General features: G+C 66.5%; 18 protein-coding genes. 16 read left to right on the top strand and 2 right to left on the bottom strand.

What is annotated here, in order from left to right:
• Window positions 1–16 precede the first annotated feature (16 nt).
• From ubiE to AC1POX_RS18640, 11 genes are all read left to right on the top strand, one after another.
• A complete protein-coding gene (gene ubiE, locus AC1POX_RS18690; RefSeq protein WP_008577300.1) occupies window positions 17–778 on the top strand; it encodes a bifunctional demethylmenaquinone methyltransferase/2-methoxy-6-polyprenyl-1,4-benzoquinol methylase UbiE in 762 nt (253 codons plus the stop codon).
• 190 nt (window positions 779–968) lie between these two features.
• The gene (locus AC1POX_RS18685; protein WP_008577298.1) at window positions 969–1,859 is read left to right on the top strand and encodes a GGDEF domain-containing protein; all 891 of its coding nucleotides are present in this window, start codon (window positions 969–971) and stop codon (window positions 1,857–1,859) included.
• 120 nt (window positions 1,860–1,979) lie between these two features.
• Window positions 1,980–3,926, top strand: a complete 1,947-nt coding sequence (locus tag AC1POX_RS18680; protein WP_372356469.1) for a M1 family metallopeptidase — start codon at window positions 1,980–1,982, stop codon at window positions 3,924–3,926.
• A 192-nt stretch (window positions 3,927–4,118) separates the two neighbouring features.
• On the top strand, window positions 4,119–4,838 hold the full coding sequence (locus AC1POX_RS18675) for a hypothetical protein (RefSeq protein ID WP_008577295.1): 720 nt from the start codon (window positions 4,119–4,121) through the stop codon (window positions 4,836–4,838).
• Between the two features lie 346 nt (window positions 4,839–5,184).
• Window positions 5,185–5,838, top strand: a complete 654-nt coding sequence (locus tag AC1POX_RS18670; protein ID WP_008577294.1) for an HAD family hydrolase — start codon at window positions 5,185–5,187, stop codon at window positions 5,836–5,838.
• Window positions 5,839–6,320: 482 nt separating this feature from the next.
• Window positions 6,321–8,345, top strand: a complete 2,025-nt coding sequence (locus AC1POX_RS18665; RefSeq protein ID WP_481108591.1) for a methanol/ethanol family PQQ-dependent dehydrogenase — start codon at window positions 6,321–6,323, stop codon at window positions 8,343–8,345.
• Complete coding sequence (locus tag AC1POX_RS18660; RefSeq protein WP_372356467.1) at window positions 8,342–10,096, top strand: quinoprotein dehydrogenase-associated putative ABC transporter substrate-binding protein; 1,755 nt, start codon at window positions 8,342–8,344, stop codon at window positions 10,094–10,096. Before AC1POX_RS18665 ends, AC1POX_RS18660 begins: the two co-directional genes overlap by 4 nt.
• 26 nt (window positions 10,097–10,122) lie before the next feature.
• Window positions 10,123–10,791, top strand: a complete 669-nt coding sequence (locus AC1POX_RS18655; protein ID WP_031420966.1) for a c-type cytochrome — start codon at window positions 10,123–10,125, stop codon at window positions 10,789–10,791.
• Window positions 10,788–11,834: a beta-propeller fold lactonase family protein gene (locus tag AC1POX_RS18650; RefSeq protein ID WP_057681156.1), complete on the top strand. Its 1,047-nt coding sequence runs from the start codon at window positions 10,788–10,790 to the stop codon at window positions 11,832–11,834. The genes AC1POX_RS18655 and AC1POX_RS18650 overlap by 4 nt, the downstream gene beginning before the upstream one ends.
• Before the next feature lie 35 nt (window positions 11,835–11,869).
• On the top strand, window positions 11,870–12,976 hold the full coding sequence (locus AC1POX_RS18645) for an S-(hydroxymethyl)glutathione dehydrogenase/class III alcohol dehydrogenase (RefSeq protein ID WP_033837397.1): 1,107 nt from the start codon (window positions 11,870–11,872) through the stop codon (window positions 12,974–12,976).
• An 11-nt stretch (window positions 12,977–12,987) separates the two neighbouring features.
• On the top strand, window positions 12,988–15,372 hold the full coding sequence (locus AC1POX_RS18640) for a TonB-dependent receptor (protein WP_372356466.1): 2,385 nt from the start codon (window positions 12,988–12,990) through the stop codon (window positions 15,370–15,372).
• Between the two features lie 91 nt (window positions 15,373–15,463).
• Here AC1POX_RS18640 and AC1POX_RS18635 read toward each other — a convergent pair whose 3' ends face one another.
• On the bottom strand, window positions 15,464–17,449 hold the full coding sequence (locus AC1POX_RS18635) for a sigma-54-dependent Fis family transcriptional regulator (RefSeq protein ID WP_011346332.1): 1,986 nt from the start codon (window positions 17,447–17,449) through the stop codon (window positions 15,464–15,466).
• Between the two features lie 255 nt (window positions 17,450–17,704).
• On the bottom strand, window positions 17,705–18,637 hold the full coding sequence (locus tag AC1POX_RS18630; protein ID WP_008573357.1) for a carbohydrate kinase family protein: 933 nt from the start codon (window positions 18,635–18,637) through the stop codon (window positions 17,705–17,707).
• Window positions 18,638–18,912: 275 nt separating this feature from the next.
• Here AC1POX_RS18630 and AC1POX_RS18625 point away from each other — a divergent pair, with 275 nt between their 5' ends.
• From AC1POX_RS18625 to rodA, 5 genes are all read left to right on the top strand, one after another.
• Complete coding sequence (locus AC1POX_RS18625; protein ID WP_481108590.1) at window positions 18,913–19,959, top strand: rod shape-determining protein; 1,047 nt, start codon at window positions 18,913–18,915, stop codon at window positions 19,957–19,959.
• 165 nt (window positions 19,960–20,124) lie between these two features.
• On the top strand, window positions 20,125–21,462 hold the full coding sequence (gene mreC / locus AC1POX_RS18620; protein WP_372356465.1) for a rod shape-determining protein MreC: 1,338 nt from the start codon (window positions 20,125–20,127) through the stop codon (window positions 21,460–21,462).
• On the top strand, window positions 21,459–21,944 hold the full coding sequence (gene mreD, locus AC1POX_RS18615) for a rod shape-determining protein MreD (RefSeq protein ID WP_005911183.1): 486 nt from the start codon (window positions 21,459–21,461) through the stop codon (window positions 21,942–21,944). Before mreC ends, mreD begins: the two co-directional genes overlap by 4 nt.
• A 3-nt stretch (window positions 21,945–21,947) precedes the next feature.
• The gene (gene mrdA / locus AC1POX_RS18610) at window positions 21,948–24,008 is read left to right on the top strand and encodes a penicillin-binding protein 2 (RefSeq protein ID WP_008573355.1); all 2,061 of its coding nucleotides are present in this window, start codon (window positions 21,948–21,950) and stop codon (window positions 24,006–24,008) included.
• The gene (gene rodA / locus AC1POX_RS18605) at window positions 24,005–25,123 is read left to right on the top strand and encodes a rod shape-determining protein RodA (RefSeq protein WP_372356464.1); all 1,119 of its coding nucleotides are present in this window, start codon (window positions 24,005–24,007) and stop codon (window positions 25,121–25,123) included. The genes mrdA and rodA overlap by 4 nt, the downstream gene beginning before the upstream one ends.
• Window positions 25,124–25,150 lie beyond the last annotated feature (27 nt).

The following is a 25,150-nucleotide window of genomic DNA, read 5'->3' as shown; positions in this document are numbered from 1 at the left end:
GTGCGATAATCCAGCCATGAGCGAATCCCCCTATACCTCCGGTACCACCCATTTCGGCTTTCGCGATGTCGCTGCCAAGGACAAGCAGAAGCTGGTCGGCGAAGTGTTCACCTCGGTCGCGCGTAACTACGACCTGATGAACGATCTGATGAGCCTGGGCGTGCACCGCGCATGGAAACGCTACTTCGTGGCGACCGCGCAGGTGAAGCCAGGCGACCGCGTGCTGGACCTGGCCGGCGGTACCGGCGACATCGCCGTGCTGCTCAAGGAGCGCGTGGGCAATGAAGGTGCGGTGGTGCTGGGCGACATCAATGCCGGCATGCTGTCGGTGGGCCGCGACCGGCTGACCAACCGCGGGCTGGTGTCCGGTTTCGACTACGTGCAATGCAATGCCGAAGCGCTGCCGTTCCCGGACCAGAGTTTCGACCTGGTGACCATTTCCTTCGGCCTGCGCAACGTCACCGACAAGGACGCCGCCTTGCGCGAGATGTACCGCGTACTGAAGGTCGGCGGCCAGGCGCGCGTGCTGGAATTTTCCGAAGTCACCGCCGAGTGGTTCAAGCCGATCTACGACTTCCACTCGTTCAAGATCCTGCCCAAGCTGGGCCAGCTGTTCGCACGCGATGCCGATAGCTACCAATACCTGGCCGAAAGCATCCGCAAGCATCCGCCGCAGGAATCGCTCAAGGGCATGATGGGCGAGGCCGGGTTTGCGCGTTGCCACTTCAAGAACCTGACCGGCGGCATCGTGGCCATCCACTCCGGCTACAAGATCTAAGCAGGTCGTTTCAGCCCGGTTGGCGTCGGCGCGCGTAGCGTGCGCTGGCGCTCGCCCACCGCGTGCACGGGATCGCGTGTGGCGTGGAAGCGGTGTCGCACATGGATACACCAGCGAAGTTCTGAGACTTCCGTCGCGTTGGCTCCACACGCTCTCGGCGACACTAAACGCTCTTTTGCCGGAGTGTTGGATGCGCTTGTACGCCGGGCTCTCGCGCGTGTTTCCCCGCTCCTTCAGCGCCAAACTGCTGGCGGTGACCTTCCTGGGCATCCATCTGCCGTTGCTGTTGTTGATCGCCTGGTTGGCAGCGCAGAGCGAACTGGACGGGCGCCCGCTGTGGTCGGTGGTGATCGTGGCATTGCTGGCCACCCTGGCCGGCACGGCGCTAACCTTGGTCGCGCTGTACCGGCTGCTGGCGCCGCTGCGCATCGCTGCCGATGCGCTGGATTCGTATTACGCCGATCAACGCCTGCCTACGCTTCCCGAACAGGGTGACGATGAATTGGGCCGCCTGTTGCGCGGCATCAACCGCAGCCTGCGCGGCATCGATGCCGGCATGCGCGATCTCAAGAAACACGCCTTGTTCGACCCGTTGACAGAAGCGCTGAACCGGCGCGGCTGCGAACAGGCGATGCGCGATTCGGTGATCGCCTCCCAGCGCGAAGGCTGGCCGTTCGTGCTGTTCGTGCTGGACATGGACAACCTCAAGCAGATCAACGACCGCTTCGGCCATCTGGCTGGCGACCGCGTGCTGGTGCGTCTGGTGAACTCGGCGTACGGCTGGTTGGGCGCGCAGGACTGGGTCGGGCGTTGGGGCGGCGACGAATTCCTGATCGGCATCCATGCCAGCGAAGACGACGCCACGCTCAAGCTCAACCAATGGCTCTCGATGCTCGAGCGCGAAGATGCCGACGAGGCGCCGCTGCATGTGAGCGCCGGCAGTGCGGTGTGCGAACAAGGGCTGGATGCCACCGAACTGTATCGCCGCGCCGATGCGGCGATGTACCGCGCCAAGTTCTCCGGCGGCCGGCGTCTGGTGCGCGACGGGCACGACGCCCCGCGCGGCCATCCGGTGGCCTGACCTGGGCAAGCCGGTTGCGACAGCGCGTGGCAGGCCATCGCGCGCATGGCCACCGATGGCACGGGCAGGCTGCGGCGCAGGGCGTTAAAATGCCTCATTCTCCTTGCTGCGGTGCCGTCGATGCGCTTCCCGTTCCTGTCGCTGTCCCTGGCCGTGTCCATCGCGCTGGCCGGCTGTTCCAATGACTCCACGCCGTCGGCCTCCCCCACCGCGCCGGCCGCCACTGCCAAGGCCCCCGTGAAAGCAGACGCCCGCAACCACGACGAAAGTTCCTACGCCCAGCCGCAGCTGGTGGTCATCAAGGACCTGGCGCTGGACCTGAAGCTGGATTTCGATGCCAAGCAGATCGGCGGCACTGCCACCTACACGCTGGAGTGGAAGGACAAGGCCGCCAAACAATTGGTACTGGATACGCGCGAGTTGAGCATTGCGCAGGTACAGGCGGACGATGGCAAGGGCGGCCTGTCGTCGCTGCAGTTCGCCCTGGCACCGGCCGACAAGACCTTCGGTAGCAAACTCACCATCGAAGCGCCGAATCAGCCGGGCAAGGTGGTGATCACCTATCACACCGCACCCACCGCCTCGGGCCTGCAGTGGCTGGAGCCGTCGATGACCGAAGGCAAGCAACTGCCTTTCATGTTCAGCCAATCGCAGGCGATTCACGCGCGCAGCTGGGTGCCGCTGCAGGACACCCCGAGCGTGCGCTTCACCTATAGCGCGCATGTCACCTCGCGCCCGGACGTGATGGTGCTGATGAGCGCCGACAACGACCCCAAGGTGGCACGCGACGGCGATTACAGCTTCAAGATGCCCGAGCCGATTCCGTCCTACCTGCTGGCGATCGCCGCCGGCGACGTGGTGTTCAAGCCGATTTCCGCGCGCTCGGGCGTGTGGGCCGAGCCGGCCATGGCCGACAAGGCCGCCAAGGAATTCGAAGACACCGAAAAGATGATCGGTGCCGCCGAAAAACTGTATGGCCCGTATCGCTGGGGCCGTTACGACATGCTGGTGCTGCCGCCGTCGTTTCCGTTCGGCGGCATGGGAAATCCGCGCCTGACCTTCGCCACGCCTACCGTAATCGTCGGCGACAAGTCGCTGGTCTCGCTGGTCGCGCACGAACTGGCGCATAGCTGGTCCGGCAACCTGGTGACCAATGCCAGCTGGAAGGACATCTGGCTCAACGAAGGGTTCACCACCTACGTGCAGGGCCGCATCACCGAGGCGCTGTACGGCAACGAGATGGCCGAGATGGAGCGCGAAATCGATCAGGGCGATTTGCTGGCCGAAGTCAAAGACATGCCGCCGGCCGACCAGGTATTGGAGTTGCCGCCGCTGGCCCAGCGCGACCCTGACGAGGCCTTGAGCCAGGTTGCCTACGTCAAGGGCGCGTGGTTCCTGCAGTTCCTGGAGCAGCGTTTCGGCCGCGAAGTATTCGACCCGTTCCTGCGCGGCTGGTTCGACGATCATGCCTTCCAGAGCGCCACCACCGACCAGTTCGTCGATTACCTGAAGAAGAACCTGCTGGACAAGCATCCCAACACGGTCAGCGCAGCCGAAGTGGATGCGTGGCTGAAGCAGCCTGGCATTCCGGCCTTCGCCGCCAAGGCGCGCTCGCGCAGCTTTTCGATCGTGGATACCGCACGCATCGCCTGGAGCGGCAGCGGCACCTTGCCGAACAAGCAGGTCACCAGCGAGTGGGGCACGCAGGAATGGGTGCACTTCCTCAGCGGCATGGGCGCCACGCTCAAGCCCGAGCAGCTCAAGCAGCTGGATGAGGCGTACCACTTCACCGGCACGCCGAATGGCGAGATCGCCATGCGCTGGTATCCGCTGGCCATTCGCAGCGGCTACACCGATGCGCGCGCTGCCGCGGGCGAGTTCATCGAACGCGTCGGCCGCCGCAAGCTGGTGCTGCCGATCTACGCCGAATTGTTGAAGACGCCCGACGGCATCGCGTTCGCCGAACAGGCTTTCGAAAAGGCCAAGCCCAGCTACCACCCGATCACCACCGCATCGGTGGCCGAGATGATCGCCAAGGCCAAGGCGGCACCGCCGGCGCAGCCGTAAGGGCAGCGGAGGGCGTTGCAGACGCCCTCCGGCCACCTCCATCGCTGCCGTAGGAGCGCACCCGGGCGCGAGGTGGCTTTACCGGGAATGCTCCATCGCGCCCAGGTGCGCTCCTACGGTCGCCGGCGGTTTGATCGCGGGTACGGCAGGCAGGCTGGTATCGTTGACATTGAATTCTCTCCGGAGTCGACGATGAAGTATCTGCTGAGCGCGGCCTTGTGCGTTGCCGCCTTGAGTGCCTGCACCGACCGCGAGGCGCAACGTCAGGCGCAGGCCACCGCGCAGGCGCAGGCCAGGGAAGCCCAGGCCGATGCGCTCGCCAAGCAATACGACGAAGCGGTGAAAGCGCAGAACTGGGACATGGCGCGTGCGCATGGTGCGGCCTTGATCGAAGGTTATGCCGGCACCGCGGCTGCCACGCGTATCGAACCGGGCTATGCCGATATCAAGGCCAAGGGCGAGCAGGCGCGCGAGCTGCGCCGCATGCAGGCGCTGTGGCAGTACTCGCAGGTGCCGGCCAAGGGCGGTACGCAGCGCTCGGCGATGATCGACGCCAAGCAACGTGTGGATGTGGATGGCAGCGGGCCCAAGCCGGTCAGCCTGGTGTTTCGCGATCATCCGCAGTGGAAGCGCCACAGCTACCTCGTGCTCAAGGCCGGCGATTTCAATTGCTACGGTGGCTGCAAGGTGCAGGTGGCGGCCGATGGCGGCGCGCCGCGTGCCATGGCGGCGCACCGCCCGGACACCGACGAAGCCATTGCCATGTTCATCGACGATGACAAGGCGTTGTGGAAGCTCGTACGCAACGCCAAGCGCATCAGCATCACGTTCCCGGTCAAGGCCGGCGGTACGCGCACCGCAGAGTTCGAGGTCGGCGGCCTGGACACCACGCAGATGCCCGGGTGGAAGTAGGCCGGCTCGCGATGACATGCCGGCGTACATCGAACGTGTGTGCGGGCTAGTGCAGCACTGGCGGGCTTGATCGACTGTGCGGTACCCCGCTGTGATGGCGCTGCAGCGCGTCGGCACTGCGCGCTCGGGGCGGTCGGCAAAGCTGGCGCGCATTCGTTCGGTGGCAGGGGCGCGCGCGTTGGAGTGTCCGCGCAAGTACATGCCGACCGGGCGCCACACGCACCGGCTTGGCGGTGCGTGCAGACGCCATGTCGACCGCGTTGGGCCAAGTCGCTGATGGCGCCCTGCAAGTTGGCCGCACCGCCGCATGCCGCATCGAATCGATCACTTTCTTGTCTTTGCACGGATGGACAGCATGACACTCACCGCGCGCGCTCCCACGTTGTCCGACTACCGCCATTGGGTCTTCGACATGGACGGTACGCTGACCGAGGCTGCGCATGATTTCGCCCTGATCCGCCGCGCGCTGGACATCCCGCCAGAGGCGGACATCCTGCACCACCTGGCCGCGCTGCCGGCCGACGAAGCGGCGACCAAGCATGCCTGGTTGCTCGAACACGAGCGTGCGCTTGCCCAAGGCGCACGCGCCGCGCCGGGCGCAGTGGCGCTGGTGCGCGCGCTGCATGCTGCCGGTTGCCGGCTTGGCATGCTCACCCGCAACGCACGCGAGCTGGCAAAGATCACGTTGCAGGCGATCGGTCTGGACGATGCGTTCGCCTGGGACGACATCGTCGGCCGCGACGAGGCGGCCCCAAAACCAGCGCCCGACGGGCTGCACTATTTCGCGCAGCGCTGGTCGGTGCAGGGCAGCGCGCTGGTCATGGTCGGCGATCATCACAATGACCTGGCCTGCGGCCGCGCCGTCGGTGCGTGCACTGTGCTGGTCAATACACCCGGCGATCCCTGGCCCGGTTTCGCCGACTGGCGCCTGCACAATTGCACGCAGTTGCTCGCGCAATGGGAGGGCCAGGCGCGCGTTGTGCCTGTGCAACGCGGGTAACGTGCAGCCGATCGGGCATCGGAATGGTTAACTCACTGCCGACGCGATGACGCGTCTCAAAGGGGGCTCGCCGTATCCGCATCCGCCTTTCGGACACCTGCTCCCGGCGGAAGAAGAAATGCGTGGCGCCACCGCGCGGTGTTGCTTGCCTTAGCGCATCGCGCTGCACCAGCGGCGCAGCGATCGGGGTCCAGCACACGCCCGGCATTGCTGAAACATCTTTCCCGACCGTCTGCACCACTGTGTCACAGCACGTTCGGCGCAAACTGTGCCAAAACCGTGACAGCGCCAAGTTCCCAGCTCGCCGTCATTGCCCCCAACCCTTGCCGACTCGACGTGGTGCGGCGCACCAGTGTGCTGGCATGACGTTTGCTCAGGTCTCTCCCGACGTTTCCTACGTCCGCATCGCCACGGCGGTGACAGCGCCTGCGCTGCGGGATGTTTCAACCGACTGGTTGTTCAAACGAGAGGGGTAGACGCACATGCACCAATCTTCCTGTCGCAGCGTATGCAGCACTGCGCTGCTTATGCTTGCGCTGAGCGCCGTTCTGTCTGGCTGCAAGAAAGACACACCGACCGAAACTGCGGCGCCGGCAACGGCTGCAACACCTGCCGCTGCGCCCGCCGCTGCACCTGCCACCGCGGTCGATACCGATAGCGAGTTCACCGCCAATGCCAGCAATGCGGACAACTGGGGCGGTGTGGGGCGCGACTTCGCACTCACCCGGCATAGCCCGCTGGCCGAGATCAATCGCGACAACGTCAAGAATCTGAAGATGTCGTGGGAGATGAAAACCGACGCCACGCGCGGCCACGAAGGCCAGCCGCTGGTGATCGGCAGCATCATGTACATGGTCAGTGCGTATCCGAACAACGTCTTCGCCATCGATCTGGCGGCGCAGGACGACGGCGGCAAGGTGTTGTGGAAATACACCCCGCAACAGGACGAACGGTCGGTGGCGGTGGCGTGCTGCGACACGGTCAACCGCGGCGCCTCGTATGCCGATGGCAAGCTGGTCTTCGGCAGCCTCAGCGGCGATGTGATCGCACTCGATGCCAAGACCGGCAAGGAAGTGTGGAAGCAAAAACTCGCCCACCCGGACAAGGGCGAAACCATCACCATGGCGCCGATCATCGCCGACGGCAAGGTGGTGGCCGGCATCAGCGGCAACGAATTCGGCGTGCTCGGTCGCGTGGCCGCCTACAACCTCGCCGATGGCAAGCAGGCCTGGTCCTGCGATGCGGCCGGCACCGACAAGGCGATCTGCCTGGGTCCGGATTTCAACAAGGCCAATCCGCAGCATGGCCAACTCGGCGACCTGGGCGTCAAGACCTTTCCCAACGAAGAATGGAAGCGCGGCGGCGGTGCAGCGTGGGGCTGGTACAGCTACGACCCGAAGTTGAAGCTGGTGTACTACGGCACCGGCAATCCCGGCCTGTGGAGCCCGTCGTATCGTTGCGGCAAGACCTCGCAGGAGGAGTGCAACAACGGCGAGCATGACAACAAGTGGTCGATGACCCTGTTCGCCCGCAAGATCGATACCGGCGAGGCGGTGTGGGGCTACCAGAAGACCCCGTTCGACCAGTGGGATTACGACGGCATCAACGAGCCGATCCTGGTCGACCTGACCATCGACGGCAAGCAAGTCCCCTCGGTGGTGCAGTTCGATCGTAACGGCTTTGCCTACGTGCTCGATCGGCGCGATGGCACGCTGCTGCGCGCGCACAAGTTCGTGCCGGCCAACTGGGCCGAACGCATCGACATGAAGACCGGTCGCCCGGTCAAGGTGGCTGCGCATTCTCCGCTGGAACGCGGCAAGAAAGTGCAGGCGTTTCCGTCGGCGATGGGCGGCAAGGACCAGCAGCCGTGCTCGGTGGATCCGGCCAATGCGGCGGTGTTCTTCTGCGGCACCAATAACTGGCACATGGAGCTGGAACCGCAGGAGCGCGGCAACACCATGATGGGCCTGCCGTATGTGTTCGCCAACATGATGATGAAGCCGAACGAGCCGGGCGCGCTGGGCATCGTCAAGGCGTTCGACGTGGTGGAAGGCAAGTCCAAGTGGGAGATCAAGGAGAAGTACCCGGTGTGGAGCGGCACCCTGGTCACCGACGGCGGGCTGGTGTTCTACGGCACGCTTGATGGCTGGTTCCGCGCGGTGGACAAGGACACCGGCAAAAAGCTGTGGGAGACCAAGCTGCCGTCCGGCATCATCGGTAACCCCATCGCCTACAAGGCCAACGGCCATCAATACGTGGCGGTGTTCTCCGGTATCGGCGGCTGGATCGGCCTGCCGGTCACTGCGGGCCTGGATCCGTCCGATCCGTATGGCGCGCTGGGTGCGGCAGGGCTGGCGTTCGGTGCGGGCTTTGACAAGATCCCGCTCGGCGGCATGGTCCACAGCTTCCGTATCGATGGCGCCGGCAAGACCGTGACTGCCACTGCGACCGCCACTGCGGCCGCAGGTGGCGGTACCGCCAATGCCGCAGCGAAGACGGCACGATGATCTGCACGCAAGGCGTTGGACGCGCACCTCGGCAGCGTGCTGCCGGCGTGCGCGGCATCACCCGGCACCTGCAGCAGGTGCTGGTGCTGTGCAGCCTCGGACTCGTCGCCGCAGGCTGCACACGCGAGCCGTCTTCACCGACGGCTCGCGCTTCTCGTTCGGATGTGGTGCCCGCTGCGGCACCTGCATCAACCAACTCGCCGGCAACACCGCCGCCAGCGCCCGACCCGCACGTGCTGCGCGTGTGCGCAGACCCGGGCAACATGCCGTTGTCCAACAAGGCCGGCGAAGGCTTCCAGAACAAGATTGCCCAGGTCGTGGCCGCTGCCATGGGCCGGCGCCTGCAATACGAATGGCGCACCTACTACCAGCGCGGGCTGGCACGCAGCACGATCAACGCGGGCCGTTGCGATGTGCTGATGGATCTCAACAGCGATTTCGAGCAAGGGGTGGTCACGCGCCCGCTCTATCGCTCGACCTATGTATTGGTCACACGCAAAGGCTTGAATGTGCGGCCTGCTTCGCTGGACGACCCGGCGCTGAAGAAGCTGCGCCTGGGCGTGTTCCAGAGCTCGCCTGCGCGTCAGGCGCTGTACGAGCATGGCATCAGCGGTGAGGTGCAATACCTGTTCTACGATTCGGCCACTGCGCCGGAAGAACACCCCGGCAAGCTGGTCGAACGGGTTGCCGCCAACACGCTGGATGCGGCCGAATCCTGGGGCCCGGTGGCCGGGTATTACGCACAGCGCAACGGTCTGGGAATGGTGCCCTTGAACACCATCGACGATGCGGTGCTGGAGTATTCGATGGCCTGGGCGGTGTCGCGCAAGAATGCAGACCTGCGCGATGCGTTGAACACGGCGCTGCAGCAGAGCGCGGCAAAGATCGACCAGATCCTGCGCAGGTATCACGTGCCGCTGGTGCGCTGTAGCGACTGCGTGGTGGCCGGCGATCTGGCGTCGCACGGGCCGTATGTCACGCCGACACCGGCATCCACTGCACCCAGTCCGGCGGCCTCGTCGCAAGAGTTGGCGCAGCTGCAATTGCGCATCGCCGACGGTGCAGACCCGAACCAGGAACTGGCGCATGCACTGGACGCGGGCGACGCCGTGCGTGCGGCATGGCTGCTGCGCCATGGCGCCGATGCCAATCGCGCGAACCTGCTGGGCGAGCCGCCATTGCACCAGGCCATCCGCAACCAGGAGCCGGACCTGGTCGGCCTGCTGCTGGATGCCGGCGCGCGCATCGAGGCGCGCGACGCCAGCGGCTGGACCGCACTGATGAAAGCCGCCTGGGCCAATGACGCCGACAGTGTCGGCAGGTTGCTGGCCAAGCGCGCGCCGGTGGACACCGTGTCCAGCGACGGCTGGAGCGCGCTGGATCTTGCGGTGTCCTATGCCGACGTGGGTGTGGTGCAGGCGCTGCTGGACAAGGGCGCGACCGTGCGGCGCGCCAACCCCACCGGGTTCACCCCGGTGATGTTTGCGGTGGCGCGCGACGACCCGGCCATTGTGGAGGCTGTGCTGGCACGCGGCGCCGAGGTCAACCACGCCAATCAGGCCGGTGTCACAGCGCTGATGCTGGCTGCCGCGGCCGGGCGCGAAGCGGTTGCCCGACGCCTGCTGGCCGCAGGTGCCGACCCGTCTGCGCGCAACCGCGACGGCAAGAGCGCTGCGGATTTGGCGCAGGCACGTGGCGACACCGCGCTGGCCACGCTGCTCGCCGAGGCCCCGCGCCCGGCACCCAAATGATTGCCTCACTCGTCGCGCGCACCGGAGTGCGCGGCGTTCCCTCCGATCAAAAAGGTTCGTTCATGCGCACGTCCACTACACGTTATCTCGATCGTTCCGTCCGCGCACCGCTGTGCGCGTTGATGTTCAGCGTCGTGTTGGCGGCATGCGGCAAGGACGCGCCGCCGGCCCCGGCCGCCGATGCGCCGCCGCCAGCGCCCCCGGCGGCCGCCAGCGCACCGGCGCCTGCGCCAGCCGCCGACAGCACAGCGTCTGCACCTGCACCTGCGGCCGCAGGGATGCCGAATGTGGCGGCCGGGCCTGCCCCGGATCCAGCGACGCCGGTCGCACCACCTGCCACGATCGTGCCGATTCCCAAGGGACCCGAGGTCAAGGTCACGCCCGAACTGGTCGCAGAAGGCAAGAAGATCTATTTCTCGGCCGGCTGTAATGCCTGTCATGGCGGTACCGGTGGCGGTGGCATGTGCCCGCCGCTGACCAACGACATCTGGGTGTACGGCAGCGACGACGACACCCTGCGTACGCTGATCAATGAAGGCACCGCGGCCATGATCACCCACGGCAAGACCCGCGTCGGGCACGAAAAGGTCGTCGGGCAGATGCCGCCGTTCGCGCCGGTGCTCAAGCCCGGCGATACCGAAAAGTTGCTCGCCTTCATCCACTCGATCAACAAGACTGCAGGCAAGGCGCAATGAGGCCAGCGCCTGCTCGCTGGCCATGCATGCTTGCGGCAACGCTGCTGGCCACGCTGCTGCTGGCCGGCTGCCAGCGCGACGCTGCCTCGCCGGCCTCCACCGCCGCACCCGCGACGACGGGCCCTGCAGCACCGGCGCCGGCAACGCCGCCGGTGCTTGCGTATGTGCCCAATCAACGCAGTGGCACCGTCTCGGTAATCGATACGCACACCGATACCGTGGTGCGCACGCTCAGCGCGCAGGGCCAGCTCGGCAAGCGCTTGCAGCAGCTATTGCCCGGCCCGCAAGGGCATCTGTATCTGATCGATGCCGAGCATCACCGGCTGGTCGAACTCGATACCGAAAAAGATGCGGTGTTGCGCAGCGTGGACATCGGCGAGAACGCCGAAGGCATCGCGTTGTCGCCGGACGGCAAGCAGTTCGCGGTATGCGTGGAAGGCCAGAATCAGGTGACGCTGATCGACGCGGCGCAATTTGTCGTGCAGCAGGTGATCGCCACGCGCGGGCAGGCGCCGGAGCATTGCGCCTACACCCCGGATGGCAAGTGGTTGCTCACCAGCAATGAAGGCTCCAACGACATGGACATGATCGAGCTGGCCACGCATCGATCGCGCGGCGTGGTGGCCACCAGCGGGCATCCGCGCGGCATGGCATTCGCACCCGACGGGCACAGCGTGTACATCGCCCAGGAAACCGCCAACGTGGTGGACGTGATCGACCTGCAGACGCGTCAGCGGCGCGCCAGCCTGCCGGCCGGCGTGCGCACCGCCGGCGTGGCGCTGTCGGGAGATGGCGCGCGGCTGTATGCCTCCAACGGGGGCGCCGGCACGGTCAGCGTGATCGATCTCAAGACCGCACGCACCCTGGCCGAGATCCCGGTCGGGCAGCGTCCGTGGAATCCGGCGCTGACGCCGGCCGGCGACAAGCTCTACGTTGCCAACGGGCGTTCCAACAGCGTGAGCGTGATCGACACCGCCAGCTTGCGCGAACTCAAACAGATCCCCGTCGGCGAGCTGCCGTGGGGCGTGATCATCGCGCGCTGAGCGGCCGGCAGGCCGACGCGCGTCAGGGAGGCCGGATGAAGACACGCGCTGCGGTGGCCTGGGGTCCGCACCAGCCGTTGACCATCGAAGAGGTAGACCTGCAGCCGCCGCGTCCCGGTGAGGTGCTGGTGCGCCTGGTCGCTACCGGCATTTGCCATGGCGATGCGCATGCGTTGGCGCATGGCCACGCCGGCAGCTTCCCGGCGATCCTGGGGCAGGAGGGCGCCGGTGTTGTCGAAGACGTCGGGATCGGCGTCACCAGCGTGCGGGCCGGCGATCACGTGATTCCGCTGTACATGCCCGAATGCGGCGTGTGCAAATTCTGCCGTTCCGGCCGTACCAATCTGTGCCAGGCGATTCGCAGCAGCCAGGAACGTGGCCTGATGCCCGATGGCAGCAGCCGGTTCTCGTTGCACAGGCGTCCGGTCCTGCATCACATGGGCACCAGCACGTTTTCCGAATACACGGTATTGCCGGAGATTGCGGTCGCACGCATCCATCCGGATGCGCCGCTGGAGCAGGCCTGCCTGCTCGGCTGCACGGTCACCACCGGCGTCGGTGCGGTGCTCAACAGCACGCATGTGCGGCCAGGAGATTGCGTGGCGGTGTTCGGGTTGGGCGGCATCGGATTGTCGGTGATACAGGGCGCAGTGCTGGCCCAGGCCGGTCGCATCATCGCGGTGGACATCGACCCTGCGAAATTCGCACTGGCACGCACGCTGGGCGCCACCGATTGCCTGGATCCGCGCGACTACGGTGCGCCGATCCAGCAGGTGATCGTGGACCTGACCGATGGCGGCGCCGACCACAGCTTCGAATGCATCGGCGATGTCGGTGCGATGCGCGCCGCGCTGGAGTGCTGCCACAAGGGGTGGGGCGAGAGCGTCATCCTGGGCGTGGCCGAGGACACGCAGGAAATCAGCACGCGCCCGTTTCAATTGGTCACCGGGCGGGTGTGGCGCGGCAGCGCCTTTGGTGGCGTCAAAGGCCGCAGCGAGTTGCCTGGCTATGTCGAACGCTATCTGCACGGCGACATTCAACTGGCGCCGCTGATCACGCAAACCCTGGCGCTGGACGACATCAACCAGGCGTTGGCGGACCTGCGTGCGGCACGCGGCATCAAATCCATCGTGGTGTATTGAAGGAGACGCACATGGCAGCAGGCAGATGCAGGACAGCGACGCTGCATCGCAGGGGATTGGCAGGCGCATGCGCCATGACCTTGCTCGCACGCAGCGCACTGGCCGTTGCAGCGGAAGCGCCGCAAGTCACCTGGTTGGACCGTATCGAGGTGACCGCCACGCCGATCCCGGGCACCACCATCGATGCGGCGCAATTGCCGTACATGGTGCAGTCGGCAAGCAATGCCGAACTGTCGCGTGGGCGCAGCAACAACCTGAGCGATCTGCTGCAGCGCCGCTTCATTGGCGTGGACGGCAACGACGTGCAGGGCAGCGCGTTCCAGAACGATCTCACCTTCCATGGCTTTCGTGCGTCGGCGCTGCCGGGCGCCTCGCAAGGGGTGTCGGTGTATCTGGATGGCGTGCGCTTCAACGAACCGTTCGCCGATATCGTCAGCTGGGACATGCTGCCCGAAGCGGCAATCAGCGCCGTGACGCTGATGCCGGGTTCCAACCCGTTGTTCGGGCCGAACACGCTGGGCGGCGCGGTGGTGCTGTCTACCGCCTCCGGGCTGACCGCGCCCGGATTACAGGGGGAAGCGAGCATCGGCAGCGGCGCGCGCAAGCGGCTGGATGCCAGTTACGGCGTTGCCGGCGCCGACGGCTGGCATGGCTTTGTCGCGCTGACCGGCTTCGACGAAAACGGCTGGCGCGCTGCCTCCGAAGGCCGGCTTGGCACCGTGTTCGGCAAGGTCGGTAAGCAAGGCGAGCAGACCGACTGGAGCCTGTCGCTGCTGCACGGGCGCAGCCGTCTGATCGGCAATGGTCTGCTGCCCGATACACGCTACACCGACGAAGGTCCGGAGCCCGGCTTGTATCGCGCCGATCGGCGCTCGGTCTACACATCGCCCGATCTCACCCGCAATCGCAATACGCTATTAAGCGTGCAGTTGGACCATCGTTTCGATGCAGACACTGCGCTGCACGCGCTGGCTTATTCGAAGATGGGGCGGCGCGACACCGTCAATGGCGACATCGGGCAGGACTACGAGGAATTCGTCGAAAAGTGCGCTTCCGGTTACGCCACCGATGGCAGCGCACTGGATGCCGATTGCGACGTCGCCCGCACCGATGCCGACACGCTGCACACCGGCGCGCTCAACACCACCCAGATGCGTCAGCACGCGCAGGGCATTGCGCTCAATCTGAGCATGAAATGGGGTGCGCATGCGCTCACCGCCGGCGCCACCTTCGATCGCGGCCATGTGCGTTATCGGCAATTCGCCCGCGACGGGTGGGTGCAGCCCGACCGCTCGATCGTTGCAGATCCGGCGACCGACCGCACGTTCTTTTCCGGCGTGCGCGGCAGTACGCAGACATTGGGCGTGTTCCTGGCCGACACCTGGGCACTGGACGATGCCACCCATCTCACCGCCGCGGTGCGCTGGAATCATGTGGTGGTGGACAACGTTCTTTCCACCGCCGACGACGGCGACCGCCCACGCGAGCGCTTCGTTTATGCCAAAGCCAACCCGTCGCTGGGGCTGACCCGGCGGCTCGCGTCGGCGGTGACGCTCTACGGCTCGGTCGCGCAGAACAGCCGTGCACCGACCGCCATCGAATTGGGCTGCGCTGATCCCACCCAGCCATGTCGGTTGCCGACCGGTCTGCAGGCCGATCCGCGCCTGGAGCAGATCATCTCGCGCACCTACGAACTGGGCGCGCGCTGGACGCCGTCGGCCGATCGCAACGCCACGCTGTCGGTCTACCGCGCCGACAATCGCGACGACATTCTGTTCTTGCGCGCACCGGACACGCAGTTGGGTTACTTCGACAATGTCGGCCGCACGCGCTATCAGGGCGTGGACGCGGCACTGCATCTGCGCAGCGGCGATTGGCAGTGGTCGGCCGGCTACAGCTACCTGGATGCCACTTACCGCAGCGACGGCCAATTGCTGTCCGGCGAGCGTGTGATCGCTCTGCGGCCGGGACTGCGGATCGCCGCGCTACCGCGGCACAACCTCAAGCTCGGGATGGAGTGGCAACGCGATGCGCTGACGCTGGGCGTGGGCGTGCGTGCGGTCTCCGGGCGGGTGGCCAGCGGCAACGAAGATGGCCAGGTCGACAATGCCGAAGAAGGCGAGGCCGCGCCCGAGCGTCTCGACATCGGCACCGCCGGCTATGCCCTGGCGGACCTGCAGGCGCGCTGGACCATCAACGCGCGGGTGTCGCTGTTCGCCCGGATCGACAACGTCTTCGACCGCCGCTACGCCACCTATGCCGCCGTGGCCGAAGACGTGTTTCCCGACGGCGAACTCGCACGCCCGCAGGATGCGCCAGTGGAAACCGGCCCGGCACGATTTCTCGCACCGGGGGTGCCCCGGCAGTACCTGATCGGCGTGCGCTGGGCGCTTTGATCGCGGGAAATCGGGAATCGGGAATCGGGAATCGGGAATCGTAGAGCGTCAGCGCGCTGCTTTTATCTATTCCCGATTCCCGATTCCCGATTCATCCGGTCTCCAGCCCGTGCTTGCGCAACTTGCGATACAGGGTGTTACGGCTGATGCCCAGGGCATCGGCGGTGCGGCTGACATTCCAGCGATGGCGTTCGAGTTGTTGCTGCAGCACCAGCCGTTCGGCCTGATCCAATGCAACGCGGCCGGGCATATCGTCGGCCGCGACCGCGCGCGCATCGACCAGGCAAGGTGCGCTGCCCGCGTCGACGATCTCCTGCGGCAGATTCGGCAGGCGAATCACCTCGTCACTGCACAGCACGGCCGCCGTGCGCAGCACATTACGCAATTGGCGCAGGTTGCCCGGCCAGGCGTAGCTGAGCAGCTTGTGCAGCGCATCTTCGCTGATGCGCACGCTGCGCTCGCTGTTTTCCTCGCGTAACAGGGTGCGGATCAGTTCGGCCTTGTCGCTGCGTTCGCGTAGCGGCGGCAGATGCAGCACCACGCCGTTGAGGCGGTAGTACAGGTCCTCGCGGAATTCGCCGGCGGCCACCATCTGCGCCAGGTCGCGGTGGCTGGCGCTGATCACGTGCAACTCCAGCGGCATTGCCCGGTCGCTGCCCAGCGGTGTCACGCTCTGTTCTTCGAGTACGCGCAGCAGCCGCGTCTGCAGCGGCAGCGGCATGTCGCCGATTTCGTCCAGGAACAAGGTGCCGCCGCTGGCCTGCAGCAGCTTGCCGTGACGGCCTTCGCGCGCGGCGTCGGTGAACGCGCCGCGCGCGTAGCCGAACAGTTCGCTCTCGATCAGCGCCTCGGGAATCGCCGCACAGTTCACCGCCACGAACGGCCGCGCTGCCCATGGCGAGCCGCGGTGCACCGCCTTGGCGAACTCCTCCTTGCCGGTGCCGGTGGCGCCGCACAGCAGGATCGACACGCGATGCGCGACCAGCTTCAGCGCGTTGTCCAGGTTGTGGCGCATGCGCGGATCGGAGCCGACGTGTTCGCGTGCGTAAGCGGCCTCGCCATCGTCGGCGGGGGTGGCGTGCGCGCCGCCAGCAACCGCGTTGCGGCGCGGCGGCTGCGCCAGGGCGAAGAAACGGCGCCCGTGGCAGGCGCAGCGGATCGACCACAGCGTGCTGGCAGCGTTGCGCGCACGCTGCTCCACGGTGTCGAAGTCCAGCTGCATCACCTGCGAGATGTCGCGCCCGACCAGCAGGCTGCGGTCGCCCTTGCCGAGCTGTTCCAGCGCCGCTTCGTTGACGGCCAGCACGCAGCCGTCGGCGCCGATCGCCATCAGCGCCTCGTGCAACAGGCCGGCGAACTCCGGGCGGCTGTGGAAGCGCAGGATCCACGCATGCCTGTACTGCTCCAGGAAATACGAACGCGCGATCTGTGCCGCCGACATGCGCACCAACGCGCTGGTGTGGCGCTGTACCAGCTTGGTGTCGCGCGCGTCCGGCGTGGACGCATCCAGCACCGCCAGCAATTGCCCGTGCGGGTCGAGGATCGGCGCACCGCTGCACGACAGCGGCAGATGCCGGGCCAGGTAATGCTCGCCGCGGTGCACGCCGAGCGCGCTGCGCTCCACCGCGCAGGTGCCGATGCCGTTGGTGCCCTGGTAGCGCTCGGCCCAGCTGGCGCCGCAAAACAACCCGGTCTGGCGGAATTCGCGCAGCAGTGCCGGGTCCTGCACGCTGTGCAGCAAGGTCGCCTCCGCGTCGGCGAACACCACGGCATAGCCGCCGCCGGCGATCTGCTCGTAGAGGTTCTCCATCTCCACCTTGGCGATGCGCAGCACTTCCTCGAGCCGCTGCTGGCGCTCGCGCAGCCCGCTACCGTCGTGGACCATCGGCAACGGGGGGGCATCCGGACTCAGCCCATACTCGTCCAGGCAGCGCTGCCACGAGCGCGCCAGCGCCGGCGGCAGCGGTTCGATCTGGCGGAAGCGGCGCATCCGCGCCAGCAGCGCCGATTCGGCCTGGGCATCGGACAAGGGCCCGGCCGTGGCCTGCAGGAGGTTGGCGACAGTCACTTCCGACACGTGGCGCTTCCTCGGTCCCTACCCGGGGCCAGAGCGGCAGTGACGCATAAACCGGGGCGAGGCTCAAACCGCGGTGCAGCAAACGCCGGGGATGCGGATTCGGGAGTCGGGATTGGCAAAAGCGGCTCGGCTGGGGGCGGCTGCCTTTTCGCCCGGGCCAAAACGAAAAAACCGCGCCATCGCGCGGTTCCTCGTGGCCTCGAGGCGCCAGGACCCAGCTTTTATGACTCCCGACTCCCGAATCCCCACTCCCGGCTACAACGCGTAGCCGAACTGCTGCTTGAACTGGTCGTTGAACTCGGCGAAGTCGAAGCGTTGGTTCTGGGTGCCCGGGTGTTCCACTTTCAGCGCGCCCATCAGGTTGCCCATGCGGCCGATGGTCAACCAGTCGTAGCCGCCCTGGATGCCGTAGATCAGCCCGGCGCGGAATGCATCGCCGCAGCCGGTCGGGTCGACCACGCGGCGCTCGTGCGCCGGCGGAATGTCGTAGGTCTTTTCCGGCGTATGCACCAGCGCGCCCTTCGGGCCCTGCGTGGTGATGTAGGCCTGCACGCGCGAGACGATGTCTTTTTCGTCCCAGCCGGTGCGTTCCTGCAACAGGTTCGACTCGTAGTCGTTGACCACTACGTACTGGGCCTGTTCGATGAACTGGCGCAGCTCCGGGCCGTTGAACAGCGGCATCGCCTGGCCGGGGTCGAAGATGAAAGGGATGCCGCCGGCAGCGAACTCTTCCGCGTTCTGGATCATGCCTTCGCGCCCGTCCGGGCCGACCAGGCCCAGGGTCACGCCCGGCACATCCTTCACGTGGTTTTCGTAGCTGCGCATCATCGCGCCCGGATGGAAGGCGGTGATCTGGTTGTTGTCGTGGTCGGTGGTGATGAACGCCTGCGGGGTGAACAGGTCGTCGATGATCTTCACCCGCGACAGGTCGATGCCCAGCGTTTCGAAGTGTTCGCGGTACGGGCCGAAATCCTGGCCGACGGTGCCCATCGGGATCGGCGCGCCACCGAGCAGATGCAGGTTGTAGGCGATGTTGCCGGCGCAGCCGCCGAACTCGCGGCGCATGCGCGGCACCAGGAACGACACATTCAGGATGTGCACCTTGTCCGGCAGGATGTGGTTCTTGAACTGGTCCGGAAACACCATGATGGTGTCGTAGGCGAGGGAACCACAGATCAGTGCGGACATCGAGTCGGGCCTTTGCGTTGGGAAAACCCGCCAATTGCCGGGCATGGCAGCGGGACGGCGCGTGCGCCGCGGCGCAAAGGGTAACGGCTGCGGCCGATCAGGGCCACAACCGCATGCCATGGCCGGCGTGACCGCCACATGAAAACGGGGGCGAAATCGCCGATTTTTCCTTGCTCACCCCGGGGGGGATTGCTAGGCTAGCCGACTTCGTTTTCTGCCCAAATTTTCGCCAGTCTGGCGGCGGGCATGCGACTCACCCAGGAACGACTCCCTCGATGTTCAAGAAACTCCGCGGCATGTTCTCCAACGACCTGTCCATCGATTTGGGCACGGCCAATACGCTGATCTACGTGCGCGGACAGGGCATCGTGCTGAACGAGCCGTCGGTGGTTGCGGTGCGGCAGGATCGCGCAATCGGCGGCACGCGCTCGGTCGCTGCCGTCGGCGCGGAGGCCAAGCAGATGCTCGGCCGTACCCCCGGCCACATCACCACCATCCGCCCGATGAAGGACGGCGTCATCGCCGACTTCACCTACACCGAGGCGATGCTGAAGCACTTCATCAAGAAGGTGCACAAATCGCGCTTCCTGCGCCCCAGCCCGCGCGTGCTGGTGTGCGTGCCGGCTGGCTCCACGCAGGTCGAGCGCCGCGCCATCAAGGAATCTGCGGAAGAGGCCGGTGCGCGCGATGTCTATCTGATCGAAGAGCCGATGGCCGCAGCGATCGGCGCCGGCATGCCGGTGACCGAGGCGCGCGGTTCGATGGTCATCGACATCGGCGGCGGCACCACCGAAGTGGCGGTGATCTCGCTCAACGGCATCGTGTACTCGCAATCGGTCCGTGTGGGCGGCGACCGTTTCGATGAGTCGATCACCAATTACGTGCGCCGTAACCACGGCATGCTGATCGGTGAAGCCACCGCCGAGCGCATCAAGCTGCAGATCGGTTGCGCCTACCCGCAGGACGAGGTGCAGGAGATGGAAATCTCCGGCCGCAACCTCGCCGAGGGCGTGCTGAAGATGATCAAGATCAACTCCAACGAAGTGCTCGAAGCGCTGCACGAGCCGCTGTCGGGCATCGTCTCGGCGGTGAAGCTGGCGCTGGAGCAGACCCCGCCGGAACTGTGTGCCGACGTGGCCGAGCGCGGCATCGTCCTTACCGGTGGCGGCGCGCTGCTACGCGACCTGGACCGCCTGATCTCCGAAGAAACCGGCCTGCACGTGCAGGTGGCCGACGACCCGCTCACCTGCGTGGCCCGCGGCGGCGGCCGTGCGCTGGAGCTGGTGGACATGCACGGCAACGAGTTCTTCGCGCCGGAGTGAAGCGCTCGGGATTAGGGAGTCGGCATTCGGGATTCGCAAAGCGTGTCCCGGCCTTCGGCCTTGACCGATTGCGGTGTAGCCCTGTTTGTCTAACGCTTAGTCGTACCGGGGGCCGCCAACTGCTCCTCGAATCCCCAATACCTAATCCCGAATCCCGGCCTTAACGTGCCCTCCTACGCCGGTCCTCCCGTCGCCTCCCGTCCGGGCGAAGTCACCTCCACGCTGCGGCTGCTGGTCTATCTGGTGCTGGCGGTGGTGCTGATCGCGCTCGATAGCCGCGGTGGCTGGCTGAGCCAGGTGCGCATGCAGGCCAATCTGCTGATCCAGCCGATCTGGGCGGTGGCCGGGCTGCCGGGGCGCATCGGCTCGCAGGTGCGCGACAACGCCGCAACGCATGCGCAACTGGTGGAGGAGACCCGGGATCTGCGCAATCAGCTATTGGTCGCCAATGCGCGCCTGACCCGGTTGCAGACCGCAGCCCTGGACAACGCGCAACTGCGCGAACTGCTCAACGTGGCCGAGCGCCGCGGTCTGGACGTGCAACTGGCGCCGATCCTGAACATCGATCTGGATCCGACGCGCCAACGCCTGCTGCTGGACGCTGGCAGCCGCGAAGGGGTGGTGCTGGGCCAGGCGGTGATCGATGCCGGCGGCCTGATGGGACAGGTGATCGAAGTCACCCCGCTGCATTCCACCGTGTTGCTGCTCACCGACCCCGACCACGCCGTGCCGGTCAGCGTGGCGCGCAATGGCGTGCGGCTGATCGTCTACGGGCGCGGCGACCGCCTGGAACTGCGCGACATCCCGCTCAGTGCCGGCGTGCAGGTGGGCGATGAAATCGTCACCTCGGGGTTGGGCGGCCGCTTCCCGGCCGGCTTCCCGGTCGGCAAGGTCTCCGAACTGCATCCGGACGACACCCACGCCTTCCTGGTCGGCGAACTGACCCCGGCCGCCAAGCTCGATCGCGGCCGGGATGTGTTGCTGCTGCGTGCCGGCAAGCCGTTGCGGTTGGTGCCGGGGGCCGGGATTGGGGATTCGGGAGTTGGGATTCGCAACAGCGACAACAGCAACGGCGGCGCGGCAGCCGCCAGCGCGCCGGTGGCTGCCACGCCACGCACGCCGGTGGGCGGGATTTCCAACGTAATGATTGATACCGCGCGTCCGACGGCCGCTGCGGCATCGGGCACCGGCACTGTTCCCGCGCCGCGCACACAGTCCGTGTCGACACCTGCCGCGCCTGGTGTCCAGTCGGCCCGCGCATCAGCGTCAGCATCCAGCGGCCACGCCAGCCTGCCGGCCAGTCCTCCTGGGTCGAACGGCCCTGAACTCCCGACCCGCGGTTCCCGCGCAGCGTCATCGCAGGGCTCACAGGCTTCAGGGAGTGGAGACGCTGGAAGGGGCAACGGCAACGGCAACGCCGCACCAGCACAGGCGGCCGCTTCTAACCAATCCCCAATCCCCAATCCCCAATCCCGTTCTTCTCCGCAGGAGACGGACCAATGACCCGCATGCGCAACACCTGGATCCTGCCGGCGAGCATCTTCATTGCGCTGGTCCTGGGCCTGCTGCCGTTGCCAATGGTGGTGCAGCCGCTGCGGCCGTACTGGCTGGCGCTGGTGCTGGCATATTGGGTGATCGAGGAGCCGGACCGGGTTGGGCTGGGCCTGGCCTTCGTGGCCGGCGTGCTGGCCGATCTGCTGTATGGCGGGCTGCTCGGCGAACAGGCGCTGCGGCTGGTGATCATGACCTTCATCCTGCAGCGCTTCCGCGCGCGCATGCGTTTTTTCCCGGTCTCGCAACAGGCGCTGGCCATCGGCGGGCTGCTGCTCAACGACCGCATCGTGTCTTCGGCGGTGCATCTGGCGGTGGGCGAGCCAACCCTGCCGTGGAGCTACTGGTGGGCGCCGCTGCTGGGCATGGCGCTGTGGCCGCCGCTGTTCGTGGTGCTGGATGCGGTGCGGCTGGGCAAGCGGGGCAAGAAGTAAGCCATGCACGGGCGCCGTCATCCCAAGAATCCGCATGCGGAGGCCGAACAGTTCCGCCGTCGCGCGGTGCTGGGCTTTGTGATGGTGGTGATCTGCCTGGTCGGCCTGGGCGGCTGGTATTTCAAGTTGCAGGTGCTCGACCACGAGGTCTACGCCACCCGTTCGGAGGCCAACCGCATCAAGCCCAAACCGGTGGTGCCCGGGCGCGGCATGATCTACGACCGCACCGGCCGGCTGCTGGCCGAAAACGTGCCGGCCTTCCGTCTGGACGTGACCCCCGACAAGGTCGCCGACATGAACGCCATGCTGGACGCGTTGGGCAAGGTGATCCCGATCGCGCCGGAGGATCTGGAACGCTTCAACCGCGAGCGCCGCGCACGCCGCAGCTTTTTGCCGGTGACGCTCAAGCTGCGCATGAGCGATGAAGAGATGGCACGGTTCGCGGTGGAGCGCTGGCGCTTCCCCGGCGTGGAGCTGGAGCCGTATCTGACCCGGCGTTATCCCTACGGCCCGTTGTTCGCGCACATCATCGGTTATGTGGGCCGGATCGACGAAAAAGACCTGGCAGTGCTGGGCGAGGGCAATGCTGCGCTCACCCATATGGGCAAATCCGGGCTGGAGCGCTACTACGAGCAGGATCTGCGCGGGCAGGTCGGTTACGAGCAGGTCGAAACCAATGTGCAGGGGCGGGCCATCCGCACCGTCGGCCGGGTCGCCCCGCAGTCGGGTGCGGATCTGCGCCTGTCGGTAGACGCCGACCTGCAGCGCGCGATGGTGGCCGCCTTCGGCGAGCACGAAGGGGCGGCCATTGCGATGGACCCGCGCACCGGCGAGATCCTGGGCATGGTCAGCCTGCCCAGCTACGACCCCAACCTGTTCGTCAACGGCATCTCGCATACCGATTTCAAGATGCTCAACGACAACCCGTCCCGGCCGCAGTTCAACCGGCTGGTGCTGGGCGGCGTGGCGCCGGGCTCCACGCTCAAGCCGCTGATCGCGTTGGCCGGCCTGGACAGCGGCCTGCGCCGGCCGGAAGACCGGGTGCTGTCCACCGGCATGTTCTACCTGCCCGGCGTCAGCCGCGGTTGGGGCGATTCGCACCGCGGCGGGCATGGCTGGACCGACCTGCGCAAGTCGATCGCCCAGTCGGTCAATACCTACTACTACCGCCTGGCGGTGGATATGGGCATCGAGCGCTTCGACCACTACATGTCCGAGTACGGCTTCGGCCAGCCTACCGGGGTGGACCTGCTGGGCGAAATCGGCGGCATCCTGCCGTCGCCCGCCTACAAGTACAAGACGCGCAAGGAGCGCTGGTATCCCGGCGACACGGTCAACATCGCCATCGGCCAGGGCGACTGGAAGGTCACGCCGCTGCAGCTGGTGCGCGGCGTCTCGGCGATCGCCAGTGGCCTGCTGCTGCGCCCGCACCTGGTGCTGGAAGAACGCACCGGTTTCGATCATCCCTGGGAGCCGATGATCCAGCCGCCCGGCAAGCCGCTCAGCCAGAACCCGGCGCATCTGCAGGTGGTGCGCGAGGGCATGATGGACACCATGCGGCCCGGCGGCACCGGCTATGCGATCACCCCGGGCGCGCCGTACCAGATGGCGGGCAAGACCGGCACCGCGCAGGTGGTCAGCCGCAAGGGCGTGGCGGCAGTAGACCCGCGCAGCCTGCCGTTGCACCTGCGTCACCGCGGCCTGTTCGTCGGCTTCGCGCCGGCCGACAACCCGGTCATCGCGGTGGCGGTGGCGGTGGAAGGCGGCGGTTTCGGCACCAGTTCGGCGGCGCCGATCGCACGCAAGATCTTCGATGCCTGGCTGCTGGGCAAGATGCCCGCCGGTCTGGAGCCGCTGGACAGCGAGCTGGGCATGACCGCCGTGGGCGTCAATCAGTTCGAAGCCGGCGTCACCGACGCGCGCGCAGCCGGCGACGCCGCCGCTGCCACGCTGGACGAGCTGCCGGTGGTGATCGGCCAGAGCGCCGTTGCGCTGGACCCCAACACTCCCGCGCAACCGGTAGTGCCGGATGTGCCGGACGCGGTGCAGGAGACCGACCATTGAGCGACATCCTGCGCTGGTTGGTGGACATGGCTGCGCGCTTTACGCGCAGCCTGGACTGGGTGCTGTGCCTGGCGCTGGGTGGGCTGATGGCCATCGGCCTGTCGGTGCTCAAGAGCGCCGGCGGCACTGCCAATGGCGAGCACCTGATGATGGCGCAGGGCATCCGCTTCATCATCGGGGCAGCGGCGATGTGGGGCATTTCACGCATGTCGGTGCTGCGCCTGCGCGCCTGGACACCGTGGGTGTACGGCTTGTCGATGCTGCCGCTGCTGGCGGTCTTCGCGCTGGGCACCGGTAAGTACGGCCGGCAGTGGCTGGACCTGAAAGTGTTCTACCTGCAGCCGGCAGAGCTGCTCAAGATCAGCCTGCCGATGATGGCGGCTTGGTATCTCCACCGCATGCCGCTGCCGCCGCGCATTGCCACCGTGCTGGTGACCGGCGTGATTATCGGCGTGCCCACCGCGCTGATCATGTTGCAGCCGGACTTCGGCACCGGCGTGTTGATTGCTGCCAGCGGCGTGTTCGTGCTGTTGCTGGCCGGCCTGCCGTGGTGGTGGGTGGCCGTTGGTGTGGGTGGTGTCTCCGCGGCTGCGCCGGTGGCGTGGTTCTGGCTGCTGCGGCCGTACCAGAAGGACCGCATCATGATGTTCCTCAACCCCGAAAACGACGCGCTTGGCGCGGGCTGGAACATCATCCAGTCCAAGATCGCGATCGGTTCGGGTGGGCTGGACGGCAAGGGCTGGGGTCTGGGCTCGCAATCGCACCTGAACTTCATTCCCGAACAGACCACCGACTTTGCGTTTTCCGTGCTCAGCGAAGAATTCGGCTGGATCGGCGTAGCCACCGTGCTGACCCTGTACCTGATCGTCATCGGCCGCTGCCTGTGGATCGCCTCGCAGGCGCGCGACACTTATTCGCGCCTGGTTGCCGGCGCCACCGGCCTGGCGTTCTTCGTCTACGTGCTGGTCAACGGCGGCATGATCTCCGGCCTGCTACCGGTGGTGGGCGTGCCGATGCCGCTGATGAGTTACGGCGGCACCTCGGCGGTGTCGTTGCTGGCCGGCCTGGGCCTGGTCATGGCAGTAAAGTCGCATCGCCCGGTGCACGGGTACTGAGCCGTGCCGAAAATATGCTCGTACGGC

Source organism: Xanthomonas sp. NCPPB 3442, from assembly GCF_056725145.1.
The sequence above is the reverse complement of the archived record's forward strand: the minus strand, read 5'-3'. Positions and strand labels throughout refer to the sequence as shown.

Bases quoted from the DNA above. Each gene is read 5' to 3' on its own strand.
- ubiE (WP_008577300.1), top strand. From the start codon at position 17: ATGAGCGAATCCCCCTATACCTCCGGTACCACCCATTTCGGCTTTCGC.
- AC1POX_RS18685 (WP_008577298.1), top strand. From the start codon at position 969: ATGCGCTTGTACGCCGGGCTCTCGCGCGTGTTTCCCCGCTCCTTCAGC.
- AC1POX_RS18680 (WP_372356469.1), top strand. From the start codon at position 1,980: ATGCGCTTCCCGTTCCTGTCGCTGTCCCTGGCCGTGTCCATCGCGCTG.
- AC1POX_RS18675 (WP_008577295.1), top strand. From the start codon at position 4,119: ATGAAGTATCTGCTGAGCGCGGCCTTGTGCGTTGCCGCCTTGAGTGCC.
- AC1POX_RS18670 (WP_008577294.1), top strand. From the start codon at position 5,185: ATGGACAGCATGACACTCACCGCGCGCGCTCCCACGTTGTCCGACTAC.
- AC1POX_RS18665 (WP_481108591.1), top strand. From the start codon at position 6,321: ATGCACCAATCTTCCTGTCGCAGCGTATGCAGCACTGCGCTGCTTATG.
- AC1POX_RS18660 (WP_372356467.1), top strand. From the start codon at position 8,342: ATGATCTGCACGCAAGGCGTTGGACGCGCACCTCGGCAGCGTGCTGCC.
- AC1POX_RS18650 (WP_057681156.1), top strand. From the start codon at position 10,788: ATGAGGCCAGCGCCTGCTCGCTGGCCATGCATGCTTGCGGCAACGCTG.
- AC1POX_RS18645 (WP_033837397.1), top strand. From the start codon at position 11,870: ATGAAGACACGCGCTGCGGTGGCCTGGGGTCCGCACCAGCCGTTGACC.
- AC1POX_RS18640 (WP_372356466.1), top strand. From the start codon at position 12,988: ATGGCAGCAGGCAGATGCAGGACAGCGACGCTGCATCGCAGGGGATTG.
- AC1POX_RS18630 (WP_008573357.1), bottom strand. From the start codon at position 18,637: ATGTCCGCACTGATCTGTGGTTCCCTCGCCTACGACACCATCATGGTG.
- AC1POX_RS18625 (WP_481108590.1), top strand. From the start codon at position 18,913: ATGTTCAAGAAACTCCGCGGCATGTTCTCCAACGACCTGTCCATCGAT.
- mreD (WP_005911183.1), top strand. From the start codon at position 21,459: ATGACCCGCATGCGCAACACCTGGATCCTGCCGGCGAGCATCTTCATT.
- mrdA (WP_008573355.1), top strand. From the start codon at position 21,948: ATGCACGGGCGCCGTCATCCCAAGAATCCGCATGCGGAGGCCGAACAG.